Annotated in this window: 14 protein-coding genes and 1 pseudogene; 12 read left to right on the top strand and 3 right to left on the bottom strand. The window is 36.9% G+C overall.

Going from position 1 to position 12,870, the window contains the following annotated elements:
* Window positions 1-66 precede the first annotated feature (66 nt).
* The 4 genes and pseudogenes from AS29_RS07280 (at window position 67) to AS29_RS07265 (ending at window position 4,135) form a co-directional block, all read left to right on the top strand.
* Window positions 67-1,218, top strand: a complete 1,152-nt coding sequence (locus AS29_RS07280) for an AAA family ATPase (RefSeq protein WP_035404506.1) — start codon at window positions 67-69, stop codon at window positions 1,216-1,218.
* A 27-nt stretch (window positions 1,219-1,245) separates the two neighbouring features.
* Window positions 1,246-2,598: a TniQ family protein gene (locus AS29_RS07275; protein ID WP_035404504.1), complete on the top strand. Its 1,353-nt coding sequence runs from the start codon at window positions 1,246-1,248 to the stop codon at window positions 2,596-2,598.
* A gap of 87 nt (window positions 2,599-2,685) precedes the next feature.
* Window positions 2,686-3,692: pseudogene (locus tag AS29_RS07270) on the top strand (IS1595 family transposase).
* Window positions 3,693-3,718: 26 nt separating this feature from the next.
* Complete coding sequence (locus AS29_RS07265) at window positions 3,719-4,135, top strand: DUF4304 domain-containing protein (RefSeq protein WP_051860499.1); 417 nt, start codon at window positions 3,719-3,721, stop codon at window positions 4,133-4,135.
* Window positions 4,136-4,271: 136 nt separating this feature from the next.
* On the opposite strand, the gene AS29_RS07260 is transcribed toward AS29_RS07265, so the two are convergent.
* Window positions 4,272-4,973 (bottom strand): hypothetical protein, encoded by a 702-nt coding sequence (locus AS29_RS07260; protein ID WP_035404502.1) that lies wholly within the window; start codon window positions 4,971-4,973, stop codon window positions 4,272-4,274.
* Between the two features lie 160 nt (window positions 4,974-5,133).
* On the opposite strand from AS29_RS07260, the gene AS29_RS07255 reads away from it, so the two are divergent.
* Window positions 5,134-5,712, top strand: coding sequence for a hypothetical protein (locus tag AS29_RS07255; RefSeq protein WP_035404500.1), 579 nt, complete (start codon window positions 5,134-5,136; stop codon window positions 5,710-5,712).
* Window positions 5,713-5,859: 147 nt separating this feature from the next.
* Here the strand turns inward: AS29_RS07255 and AS29_RS07250 are convergent, their stop codons facing one another.
* Window positions 5,860-6,123: a hypothetical protein gene (locus tag AS29_RS07250; protein WP_035404499.1), complete on the bottom strand. Its 264-nt coding sequence runs from the start codon at window positions 6,121-6,123 to the stop codon at window positions 5,860-5,862.
* Window positions 6,124-6,165: 42 nt separating this feature from the next.
* Here AS29_RS07250 and AS29_RS07245 point away from each other — a divergent pair, with 42 nt between their 5' ends.
* Both AS29_RS07245 and AS29_RS07240 read left to right on the top strand, forming a co-directional pair.
* The gene (locus tag AS29_RS07245; RefSeq protein WP_035404497.1) at window positions 6,166-6,393 is read left to right on the top strand and encodes a hypothetical protein; all 228 of its coding nucleotides are present in this window, start codon (window positions 6,166-6,168) and stop codon (window positions 6,391-6,393) included.
* 404 nt (window positions 6,394-6,797) lie between these two features.
* Window positions 6,798-7,178 (top strand): VOC family protein, encoded by a 381-nt coding sequence (locus AS29_RS07240; RefSeq protein ID WP_035404495.1) that lies wholly within the window; start codon window positions 6,798-6,800, stop codon window positions 7,176-7,178.
* Window positions 7,179-7,262: 84 nt separating this feature from the next.
* Here AS29_RS07240 and AS29_RS07235 read toward each other — a convergent pair whose 3' ends face one another.
* On the bottom strand, window positions 7,263-7,697 hold the full coding sequence (locus tag AS29_RS07235) for a DUF6526 family protein (protein ID WP_035404492.1): 435 nt from the start codon (window positions 7,695-7,697) through the stop codon (window positions 7,263-7,265).
* Window positions 7,698-8,064: 367 nt separating this feature from the next.
* Here AS29_RS07235 and AS29_RS07230 point away from each other — a divergent pair, with 367 nt between their 5' ends.
* The 5 genes from AS29_RS07230 (at window position 8,065) to AS29_RS07210 (ending at window position 12,857) form a co-directional block, all read left to right on the top strand.
* Complete coding sequence (locus tag AS29_RS07230) at window positions 8,065-8,754, top strand: MgtC/SapB family protein (protein ID WP_035404489.1); 690 nt, start codon at window positions 8,065-8,067, stop codon at window positions 8,752-8,754.
* A 46-nt stretch (window positions 8,755-8,800) separates the two neighbouring features.
* Window positions 8,801-9,175, top strand: a complete 375-nt coding sequence (locus AS29_RS07225) for a hypothetical protein (RefSeq protein ID WP_051860498.1) — start codon at window positions 8,801-8,803, stop codon at window positions 9,173-9,175.
* A gap of 207 nt (window positions 9,176-9,382) precedes the next feature.
* Complete coding sequence (locus AS29_RS07220) at window positions 9,383-11,515, top strand: peptidoglycan D,D-transpeptidase FtsI family protein (protein ID WP_035404486.1); 2,133 nt, start codon at window positions 9,383-9,385, stop codon at window positions 11,513-11,515.
* A gap of 140 nt (window positions 11,516-11,655) precedes the next feature.
* Entirely contained in the window at window positions 11,656-11,961 is a 306-nt protein-coding gene (locus AS29_RS21710) for a hypothetical protein (protein WP_035404484.1), read from the top strand.
* An 89-nt stretch (window positions 11,962-12,050) separates the two neighbouring features.
* Window positions 12,051-12,857: a MerR family DNA-binding transcriptional regulator gene (locus AS29_RS07210; RefSeq protein WP_051860497.1), complete on the top strand. Its 807-nt coding sequence runs from the start codon at window positions 12,051-12,053 to the stop codon at window positions 12,855-12,857.
* The last annotated feature ends 13 nt before the right edge of the window (window positions 12,858-12,870 follow it).

The raw sequence follows: 12,870 nt of genomic DNA, 5'->3' as shown, positions 1-12,870 counted from the left end.
ATTAAATGATATCGTAAGTAAGATGCAAGAGCAAAACACACTCAAAGTTTATAGGGAGCTGTGATAATGACACAGTATTTATTTCCGGAGAGACTATTAAGTGAAACCATTGAAGAAAGAAAAACTTATTTTAAAGAATATACAGCAGCCCATCCAGCTTTTGAGCAAGCATACAATGATTTGCTAGATAAGATTTACAACTGTACAGATAATTCAGTGATTCTTGTATATGGACCAACAGGAGCTGGAAAATCAAAACTTATACAAAAGGTAAATGAGAAAATTTATAAAGATTACTTAGAGCAATTAAAACAGGATCCTGGTATGTTTTCTACTTTAATGGTCGAAGCAATACCACCGGATTCGGGGAACTTTGACTGGAAAGATTTTTACTATCGTGCATTGGTAGAGGCCAATGAACCAGCGATTGATTATAAGGTAAATGTTGAAAAATATTTAAGTCGTGAAAAAAAAGTAAAAGAAGACAGTCGCGCTATTTTAAAAAGATCTTTAGAAAATGTTTTAATATACCGTAAGCCAAAAGCATTTATTATCGATGAAGCCCAACACATTACCCTGACAACTAGTGCGAGAAATCTTAAAAATCAAGTCAATATTATAAAATCATTAGCCAATATAACCAAGGTTCCGATAGTCCTATGTGGAACTTATGATATACTCACTTTCCGAGACTTACAAGGCCAAACAATTAGAAGAGGAAGAGATACACATATAAAGAGATATCAGGCTCAAAATAAGGATGATCTAGAGGCTTTTATCAATGTACTGTTCGCATTTCAAAAGCATTTACCTTTGCAGAAAGAACCGGACTTGGTTAGTCATTGGGATTACTTTTATAGCCGGACTCTCGGAAGTGTAGGTACACTAAAGGATTGGATATATTTAACTTATAGCATATGTTTGAGTAACAACCCTGACTTACCGTCCATGGAGATGGATTATTTTAAAAAGTATGAGATCTCTGCTGCCAGAGCTTTAAAGATGCTTAGTGAAGCTAAGTTAGGTGAAAAACGCGTTGAGAACACAACTAATTCTGAGGAAAATAAGTTGTATTTAGAATTGGGGTTAACAGAAGAAGAAGCCTATTTTGCTGATAAGCCAGCTAAGAAAGAGATAAAAAAGCGTAATAAACTAGTGGGTGAAAGAAATCCAAGGAGAGATTCAGTCGGTGTAGACGAACTAGAAGAAGCTCAATAAAGTTTATTCAGCAGGGGTGATTTGTTCGTGAATAACATACCAGAAAGAAGTTATCTCTACCATTTACCTCCTATAGGTAATGGGACAAAAAATATTGAAAGCCTAACTAGTTATGTTACGAGGCTCAGTTCAGCGCACCTGATATCCCTTGGAGTTTTTTTTACAAAAATAATTTATGTTTCTTTGCAAAAGGACAGTATTCCTCGAGATGGTATAACTGCAGCAAAAACTTCGAGCTTTAATAACTTCCACCAAAATGCTAAAGATTTGGTATTTACTTTAGAGAGTCTTACTTTAGTGAAAGGTTTAGACCAGCTTACGTTAATAAACTTTAGTAAGTGTCTTTCTTCCTTCAATGATGTTAGGTCAAAGAAATACTGGTGTCCTGACTGCTTTGAAAAATGGAAAACTAATGGAGAAGAAGTATATGAAAAGTTAATTTGGGTATTTAAAATTGTAGAAATTTGCGAGCTTCATAATAAGAGACTTATTTGTAACTGCCCAAATTGCAATGCTTATCAGTATCACATACATCGGAGTGGACAGATGGGCAAATGTTACAAATGCGGTAATTGGCTTGGTGCTTCAAGAGTTGAAAATAATGATAAATTAGAATCAATTGAATATGTAAAATGGCAAAATTGGATAATAAATAATATTTATCAGCTTATAGTTTTAAAAAGTGAGGAAAGAAATATTATTAATATGTCTGCAGTAAATTTCCAATATTACATTAGGGATTTATTAATTAATATCAAGGAAAAATTCGGGATATCTAAGATGGAATTATCCAAATCCTGTTTAATTCCATGTAGAATATTAATGTATTGGGAAAATGGGACACAACGAGCGAGTTTGCATTCGCTATTAAAATTATGCTTTATTTTAAACAAGTCTCTTATTGATATTTTTTCTGGAAATACCACGATTTATACAGACACCTTAAACGAATTGCCTACTTCTTTAAAAGAAATAAATAATAATAGAAGTTTAAAGAGATATGAAGATAATGTACTAAAAACTTTATTAGAACAAATATTAATGGACAAAGTAAATCCTCCACCTTCACTTTCCTATGTCACCAAAAAATTGGGTTATACAAAATCCGAAACCTTGAAAGAAAAATTCCCCCAGGAAACTCAAGAAATAGTGAAAAACCACAAAAAATATCTATCAGAAAAATCACGTTCAAAGAAAGAAGAAATAAAAAGTATAATTATTGATTTGGTTAACAAAGATGAATATCCTTCACAAAAAAAAATTTCAGAGGCACTTAATAAGACAAATTCTTTCTTTTGGAAAAAAGATAACAGAGAAACTTTAAATGAAATATGTAAGGAACTAAAGGTGGAAAGAAGAAACACAAATCCAAATAATTAATGACTTATTAATTATTTGGATCTTATACATTATCCTTCAGATAAGAATTCGCTATCTAAATTATTTAAATATTTATGCCTAAAGGTAATGAACAGATCGTTTAATAACTTACTGAAACATTTAGGTAGTTTAAACTCTACTCAAAAAGAAAGAGCGTATCATCTGTTGAAACGCTATGTTGATCCTGCATCATCTACTGGTGTAAGTTAATTAACGAAATAAGAGAGCTGGCTTTAAAGAAGGCTTTGAATGCCCCCATTGTTCCTCGGAGCACGTCGTTCGATTTGGTAAATATAATAGTCGTCAACGGTACCGTTGCAAATGCTGTAGTGAAAAATTTACAGACACTACGAACACAATTCTCTTTCGTACTCGAAAAGGCGACGAATGGATTACATTTGTTGACTGTATGTTCAATGGATACTCCCTACGAAAATCTGCTGAAATTGTAGGGGTTACTTGGACACAAGCTGTTAACGGCTCTTAAACAAATGGATTTTGAACAATTTGAAGGTATTGTCGAAGTTGACGAAAACTATTTCCTATACTCTCAAAAAGGGCAACGTGGCATAACTGAGCGTAAACCTCGAAAGCGTGGCGGAAAATCAAAACATAGAGAAATTAGCCACGAACAAGTATGTGTTCTTGTTGCAAGAGACCGTACAAAGTCAACTGCCTCAAAGGGTGACTGTATGGGTCGTGTCGTTAAAACAAAAGTTGAGAATTTGATTGGCTCTAAACTGAAATCCAACAACGTGCTTGTAACGGATGCTTGGAGAGCTTACAAGACCTACGTCAAAGATAAAGAATTAGAACATTACCGGATTAATTCAAACGATGGAAAGCACATTATCAAGGGTTTGTACCAAATACAAAATGTTAATGGTCTCCACTCTAGTTTGAAGCTGTGGATTGAACGGTTTAAGGGTGTATCAACCAAGTATCTCAACAATTATCTTGCTTGGTTCTTGTTTATTGACAGTCGCAGCAATGAAAACAAAAAACATAATATCAAAGATTTCTTGTTATCATCATTCGTATATGAAATGACTGATACTTACAGAAGTCTACGTCAATTAAAATTATCTGTTTAACTTTACTAAATAAGAGGGGAAATCAAATGGCTACTACTGAAAGAAAAATGATGGAGAACGCCATAAAACAGGAAGTAATACCAATTTTGAGAGAGCAAGGATTTAAAGGGTCCTTTCCTCATCTTAGAACAGTCAATGAAACCAATATTGATTTGATTACTTTTCAATTCAACAAATGGGGAGGTTCATTTGTTATCGAGTTAGCAACATGTCCTAAAGAAGGAACAACAATGTATTTTGGAGAAAAAATACCACCAACCAAAGTTACTGCCCACCATATAAATGAACGGTTTAGGCTAGGAGCAAAATTTTTAGAAGATGACGGCATATGGTTTAGTTACGAAGATGCTCTAACAGATGAAGATTACGCTAAAGTTGCACAAAGCGCCCTCAAATTACTTAAAACATCCGATGCAGCTTGGATTAAATCGCTATTCCAATAAATTTGAAGAGGAAATTCCTTTTCTTTTGGGATTCCCAAATTTTATCCTTATTTCAACATTGAACTTTAACAAAGCCGATAATTTAAAAACCACCCTAGGTCAAGCCTAGGATGGTTCGTTTTAATGTTCTTTTATTTTAAAGAGAACTTACTACCCCTTCGTATTCATCTGCATTTTTAACTCCAGATCCACTTGCTCTTTCACTACGCATTCCTACATGGGTACCATTAATATATTTTTTGTATCTTGCAGTACCAACTCCCTTTTGTCCGTCTTTCCAACGGGTAATTTTTCCATATTTATTTACAGGAATCTCTATTGTAAAGGTTACAGTGTTTGATGAAGCTACGTTTTTTTGTTTTTCTACTTCAACTGATGTTGAAGCCTTAAGATCAGCTAAGAACTTATTTCCAAGACTGGCTTCAGCAGTTATATTTGAACTTACTCTCCAATCTACTGTTTCACTATTTTGTTGACTGTATTCTAAAGGAACTGCCTTTGTAGTTCTGTTTTCAAATCCTACTCTTGATACATAGTGAGCTTTAGTTACAGGTGAAGTGCTTGACATTGTAAATGACTCGTATACATATCTAGTACCTGAACCTCTAGCATTGATTATATAAGCCGGTTCTACACCTGTAGAAGTTACACTACCTAATAAGTTATAATCCACTGTTGATATTGGTTGCACTCCAGTATTGGTTATGTATTTACTGTAGTCTGCTGAATCCATTGTATTGCTATATGTTCCAATTTCTGCGCTTGCACTAGAACCGCCATACAGACTTAATCCAGTAATTAAAGCTAATGATGCCAAAACAGTTTGTTTTTTCTTCATCGAACTTCCCCCTAATATATGGTATTGGTTTCTTACTTTTACAATATATTACTTTTTTAAAAAAAAACAACAATTTATTTAAAAAATAACATATTTGTTTATATATGGATATGTATTATAATAGTTTAAAAAATAGGTTGGTGAAGTAATGAGGAGATTTGTGAGATTTTCAATTCTTTTAGCACTTTTTATGTTAGTAGGCTGCAATTTAAATGAAAATCAGGGTGTCCATACAACAACAAAGGTACATGCCGAAAAAAAGAAACCTGAGCTTATAACATATGACAGATATCAATCTTTATTAAACGAGTTAGGAAATTCAATAAAGGTAGAAGGTTTTCAATTTAAAGGGGCATCTACAGATACTCAAATAACCATTGTCGGAAAAAAAGCATCTTTTGGGAAAAGGGAATTTCTTACGATAGGAGGCAAAATGGACGGCAAGGAAACTAATGAAAGAGTTTTTTTTGAAAACAATAATACTAACGTTGTTACTGTACTTGACTTAATTTATTTAGAAAAACCAATGGATAACGATATGCTATATTGGGATCAATCTGTACCTTATGGCTTAAAAAATAAAGAGGTTTTAGCTACTTATGATGAATCAATGTTAGTTTATAAGAATATCATTTTTAAAATTACAGTTCTTAATTTAAACGATAAAACAAAGAATGAACCAATAGCAGTACATTTTACAGATAAATTAGTGGATTTTATTAATTCAAATTTAAAATAAATGATTTGTGTACTTTTCCAGATATCGTAGTCATACTTTCATAATTAAAATTCCATTGCTAAAAACTTGGCTCTGTTAAAGGATAATGTTGATTTTTTATTTAAGAATAGGACTCCAGAATTGGAAGTCCTATTTTGCATTTCTTTTTTACTGTTGCCTTTTTAATAAAAATCTTGGGGAAGGAAGAACTTCTTGCTCAGCTTCAAAATAAACGAGTTTATCTGGGATACAGGAAATGATTGACGGCATCCCCATCCCAACAGCTTGTTCTAAGGCAGTTAATAATGGTAGCTCTTTGCCATCAATTTCTTCATCCCAGGAAATCACATAACAGGAGTTACCAGCACCATTTTGTTCTAACAACTTTGCTATTGCTTCAGGGGCTGAATTTGGCTTTGGAACGTCAAACATATACTCTTCACGTAGAGTTGTGTAGAAGAGGAATATGAATATTTGGTGCAGCAGCAGCCTAATCAAGACCGAAAAGAAAGAAAAATTATCCACTTTTCAATTTTGATTCTTATTGGTCTGGGGCACTTTCTCCAAGCCTTGAATTCTGACAGTGGACCAAGTAATCGCAGTCATTATAAAATAGACGAGAAAAATAATGAATATGGTACAGACAGAGAACTTGGAGAATATATCGAAAATTATCAGCAGGAAAGAGGGGACAAACAATAGCCAATGATGTGGTTATATATGTTTAATCATAATTTTGCCTAAAGTTTAAAATTTAAGCAAAACCTTGCCTAAAGTATATTAAAATCCCGCTTTTAACTTTAATTTTTTATTTTGCTTTATATATTTTATCATTTAGATTTTTTAAAATCCTACATAGCCCATGTAGCTCAAGGGCTGGCAACTTTATGCTTAAGTTTTTGGCGAAAATATGCTTTAAGTCACAATAGATGCAAAATAAAGCATAAATTGTCCAATGCGACAGTTTATGCTTTATTTTATTTGAGGACTGCCTAAATTCACAATGAAATTCCTAGTATTCATAGCTGAAGCTTAGCATTTCTCATTGTCCAATAATACAGAAGGTGGTAAAATTTCAGAAAAGTGACAAAAAGGAGTGGGGACGAATGATTCAAAAAATTGGACAAATCATGCTGTATGTAAACAACCAGGATGAGGTTGTGAAATTTTGGACGGAAAAAGCAGGCTTCCAAGTCATTTCTGATGAAGATAACGGTCAGGGAATGAGATGGATTGAAATTGCTCCAGCCAATGATTCAGAAACCACAATCGTTCTCCACAACAAAGAATTCATTGCAAAAATGTCGCCTGAATTAAATTTAGGGACACCGTCCTTATTATTTTTCACTGACAACTTGGATCAATTATATACGGATTTATCCAGCAAACACGTGACAGTTGGCGAGTTAGTGGAAATGCCATCTGGCCGGGTCTTTAATTTTGCAGACTGTGAAGGGAATTATTTCGCTGTAATGGAAAAGAAGTAAGAGGCCACTATAAAAATGAAGCACCATCCATTTTAATGGATGGTGCTTCATTTTTACGTCTGTCACAGTGAGATTAGGTTAAGATCATATCCTATAGTGATCCGCTCTCCAGTCCAGAATAAGCTTCTTAATATCATCAGGCTTTAAGTTCTCTGCCGCTGCTTTTTCACTTAAGGCTGGCAGCTCTTTGTCAGATGCAAACCTTAAAGCGACGGCTTGTTTCACAGTCAACGAGGGATTCAGCAATTTTCCTGTTAGAACATAGTGGCGCAGGTTTTCTTCCGCACGTATAGCTCGGTCCTGTGCTTTTAACGTGTACGTCCGCACGAGCACACCAATGATGACAACACTTGCTGCAGTAAGCAGTATGATAAAGGCCTGGAACACATTTTCCCCGCTGCTCATCGCATTGACTGCATGAATAACTGCTGAGATCAGCATACCGAGAAGCAATACGGTTAGAACATAATGATAAAGCGGGTGCATCCGTGTGTGGTTTTTGTAATTTTGTGTCTCCATTTTACCCTCTCCGTTTACATTTTTATATTTTATTTCCTCTTTAGTTTACTTATTGGAGCCTGAGTATTCAATTAAATTAAGTCTATGCAGGTTTCAATCCATTCTGACCCTATCACCTTCATTAGTCATCCTGCAAGAGGATATGAGCGGGAATTTCTCTTTGGAGCAGGTAGGCCCGGAGTGGGTAAACCATCTGTTTTATTTCGGCCAGGTTAAATAGACAGAGCAAGATGGACTGCAGGGGATCAGGAGAAGCTGATCCTTTTGTAAACTTAGGCATACATAAAAAATCGGATTCCTTTCCCCAGAAATATTTTACACCAGCGGTTTATATACTTAAGAAAGGTATGGATTGAGGAGGGATGAGATGGGGGAGGTCCTGCATGTTGATGTCCTGATGAAGCTGAGCTTTTCGGCCATTGCAGGCATCATAATTGGATTGGAAAGAGAATTAAAGGGGAAACCCCTGGGCTTGAAAACATGCTTGATTATTTCAGTAACAGCTTGCCTGCTAACACTTGTTTCATACGAGTCTGCTTTTATGTATGCAGAAGCCTATTCCCGTCCAATGGATCCTGGCCGAATTCCCTCGTACGTGATTAGCGGCATTGGTTTTTTGGGAGCAGGTGTCATTCTGAGAAGACACAACGAGGTTATCTCCGGGCTTACAACTGCTGCGCTCGTATTTGCCTCAGCTGCAATCGGAATTACCATAGGAGCGGGCTTTTACATGGAAGCCCTTGCTGGAGTTGCTTTCATTTTTTCTGGTGTAAGAATCCTTCCTTTTCTGCTGGAGAAGTTTGTGATTAGACGCTTGGGAGAAAAAGAATTCAAAGTGAAAATTTCTATTTCAAAAGACACCAACCTTACGAAGCTGCTTCATGAATTAGAGGCTCTGAAGCTTGGCATTAAACGGATCAGAATTAAGGAAGAAAAAGAAGCAATCATGATTTATTGCGTAGTCGTTTCCGAAAAAATAGACAGCCCTGCAGAAATCTTTTATGAAATCAGGAAACCAGCGGGCGTTTTTAGGGTGGATGTAGAGAATATGGAATAGGACTCCGTTTTTTTGCTGAAACTGATAAAAAAAGTGGAGGAAATGTATGCTGAATCAGATAATTTTATGGTCCTTATTCATTTGCCCTTTTTTTCTCCTCTTTTTCTCTCATAAGAAAAACCTGAAGCGATTCGTTGGTTCTGCATTATTTGGTTCTATTCTCCTGACGATTCTTTTCCAGATGGCAAACCGGTTTCAATGGTTTGAGGTTAAAGAAAAAATTCCCATTCTAACCGATGTAACTTCGTTTGTTTATGGAGTGTTTTTTATAGGCACCACCCTCATATTAGCACTTACATATGGTGATTGTATGCGCTATATGCTGCTAAACGCTGCGATCGATGCTGTGCAGGCCTTTATACTCAATGCCGTATTTGAACATTTAGGCATTTATAAGCTCGTGAACATGACTCCACTTTGAGTATATATGCTTTGTTTGGCGGTAGCTGTGCCTATCTATTTATTTCAGAAGTGGATGGATGATGATTTTATACCGTCAGCCAGCGAATAACCACCTGTTTCACTAAGAAAATTTCATTGTGTTTAAAGTGGGTATTATTCCCTTGTAAAAAAATGTAGAATAAAAGAGCGAGTTATTTTGCATTTATGAGGAAGGGGAATATATCAGATGACTGAGACGGCCACAAATACTTCCGAAAACCGCGGCATAAAAAAGACCAGATTGCGGCGGATAAATATATTGTTTTTTGCGGTATTCTTTGTTTTTGTTCTGGTGATCATCCGTTTAGGGATTGTGCAGATTGTCCGGGGAGAAGAGTTTAATAAGGAACTATCCAGAACGGAGACCAATGTATCATCCTATCCTGCTCCAAGAGGCAAAATGTTTGACCGCTATGGCAGAGTGGTTGTTGATAATATCGGGGTTCCTGCTATTACATATACGGTTGATAAGAAAACGAAGCCGGAGAATAAAATAAAAACCGCAAGGGAACTGATTAACTATATTGAGATCGAATCAGAAGCTCTTAAAAAGATTCGGGAGCAGGAGAGCAGCAGGGACATAAAGGATTACTGGCTGTCCGCTAATCCGGAAGAAGCAAAGAAGCTCCTTAAGAAAAAAGAGCTGGAGCTGGATGGAAAAGAGCAATATCAGCTTCAAATTGAAAGGGTCCCTCAAGCAGAAATTCAAAAAATGAAGCAAAGTGAAAGGCAGCTATCCATTGCCGTTCTTTTTAAACGGTTTTCCTCCGGGTACCAATATGAGCCGCAAATTATTAAAGCTCAGATTCTGCCTAAGGATGAAAAGCCAGGACCGGATGTCATGCTGACCAATGATGAGATAGCCCGAGTCTCGGAAAATCTTGAAAAAATGCCGGGATTGAACATCATCACGGACTGGGACAGGCAATATCCTTATGGCAATGTACTAGGGCCAATTCTCGGCAAGGTCACAACCTCTCAAGAAGGCCTGCCGCGAGAGCGCATGGATTATTTTCAAGCCCGTGGGTATTCAAGGAATGACCGGGTCGGCAAAGGGTACATTGAAATGCAGTATGAGCAGTTTTTAAATGCCTCCAAGTCTAAAATCCAATATACAACCGACCGGGACGGCAACGTGTCTGAAGAAGTTATCAGTACTGGCAGACGGGGCTACGATCTGCAGCTGACATTTGATATGGAGCTTCAAAAAGAAATTGAGAAAATTCTTGAAGAAGAAATTATTAAGGGAAGAAGAACAGCTGGCAACCGGCTTGTGAGCAGTGCTTTTGCAGTGGTAATGGATCCTAATAATGGAGACATTCTTTCAATGGCTGGAAAGCAATATGATTTCAGAAAAAGCAGCAAGCCGCTGGATTATTCTTATGGAGCTTTTACAGGACAGTATGAGATGGGATCCGTGGTGAAGGGCGCAACAGTTCTCACGGCTTATCAAAATGGAATGCCTGTCAGCAAAGTCTATTATGATGCTCCTATGACATTTAAAAATACGGCCACCAAGTCCTCTGCCGGCAATCGGTCACTTGGCTCGGTAAGTGATATAACAGCGTTAAAAAAGAGCTCGAACATCTACATGTTTAAAGCGGTCATTGAAAATATTGCCGGATTCTCGTACGTGGAGAATGGAACGTTTAAAGGGAGCTTTAAAGATTTCGAGACCTTGAGAAATGGGTACTATCAATTTGGTTTAGGGAGAGAAACCGGAATTGATCTCCCCAATGAATCGCATGGATACAGAACAGACCCTGATAATGTCGGACAGCTCTTAGACTTTTCCATCGGACAGCTGGACACCTATACACCGCTCCAGCTGGCTCAATATGTTTCCGTTATAGCAAACGGCGGATACCGCATTCAGCCAAGAGTCGTAAAATCGGTTCATGAACCCACATCTGAAAAGGGGCTGGGCCCGTTTCATCTGGACAAGGAACCAAAGGTATTAAACCGGATTAACAACACTTCAGCAGAAATCAGACAGGTCCAAAGGGGATTTAAAGCCGTAACACAAACGGGCGGAACCGCTGCCGGCAAGTTCCCAGGCCTCGATGTATCCGGTAAAACCGGCACTGCTCAAACTACCTACAGATACCCTGATTCAGATCTTACGGAAAAAACCTATAACATAAATTTTGTAGGCTACTATCCCACCGATGAACCGCAAATTGCTCTTAGCGTAGTCGTCCCATATGCCGAGAAGAACATCAACAAAGACATCGCTGCCAGGGTAGTGAAAGCTTATGTGGATTTGCAGAAGAAATACGGCGAAGAGCCCCCTGTTATTAACATTGACCCGGCTGAATAAGCAATGACATAAGGCCGCCATGAACTGGCGGCCTTTTTCTGCATAGTTCGCCCTAGATTATTCCATATTAAAAAGAAAATAAGAATTCAGGAGGCGGCGTAATTGAAAATAAACGCAGCTGAAACAGTGGTCAGCCTCCCATGACCGAATTTCCCGTCATTCACACCAATTTTTGGGACGCGGTCCTGGCAGTGCCGGTGATCATCATTGTCACGCAGCTCATAAAAATTTTTCTGCCAATCCCAAGGGCTTACATCCCAGCACTGGCTTCTTTTTTAGGGTTGATGATGTCGGTCTTTTACAGTCATCGTCATAATCTATGGGCGGGATTGTTCATGGGTTTTTTTTACGGCAGTGCTGCGATAGGAAGCTATTCGTCATTAAAAACTTCTATTTTAGCCTACCGGAATGGGTCTGGAAATAAGAAAAAGAAGACTCATCCATAAAGTCATCCTGCCAATATAAACTTGAAAGGTATGATATTTTTGTTAAAACCGATATATTCATCTTATAACACCTGAAAGTGAGGAAAGAGATGTCTTTTAAATTATCGGTTGGACAAGTAAGCAAACTTTATGGTATCAGCATTGATACTCTTCGATATTATGATAAAATCGGCTTGCTTCAGCCAGAAAAAGATCCGCAGAATGGATACAGATACTACTACGTTCGGCATTTGGATCAACTGGAAATTATTTTAAATGCGAGATCATTAGAGATTTCAATTCAGGATATACAGAGAGCGATTGATCAGGAATCTATTGAGGTATATATAGATTTGATGAAAAGACAGGAAAATATTATTTCAGACAGAATTTCACAGCTTCAGAAGCTGGAGAAAAAGTTAGCCGAAACGAAGAAAGGAATCATCGAGGCAACTGCTCACCACAATTCTCATGATTTCTCCAGTCTTCCCGTGTTTAATTATGAGTATCGCTTTTACGCGCTGAATTTTGATTGGCTAAAGGATAAAAATCACTCTTACTATGTAAAATTATTTGAAGAGGAAACCCACTATTATTATGCATATGATTTAAGTGAACCAAGCGAATTGCGTGTGAATGACCAGCTGATTTTGATTGATGCAATACATAAAAAGGAATCAGAAATTGATTCATGGATTAAAAAGCATCAGCTGGAGGCTGAAAAAATAACGATAACCGGCATGTTTGTAAAAACTCATTTTTATGGGAACATTCCTGATTTGGAGCAGTATATTAAAAAGATTTGTGCCTATTTTTCGCTAAAGGAAACAAGTATTTATATAAAAGAGGAATTCTATCTTCAGAAAAAGGAACAGGACGAATATTTTTCTGAAATAATCTTAAACGTTATGGATTGACCCTGGAGCAGCT

The sequence above is a fragment of the Bacillus sp. SJS genome (assembly GCF_000732485.2).
GTDB lineage: Bacteria > Bacillota > Bacilli > Bacillales > Bacillaceae > Metabacillus_B > Metabacillus_B sediminis.
Note: the sequence above shows the minus strand (reverse complement) of the source record. Positions and strands in the feature narration are given on the sequence as shown.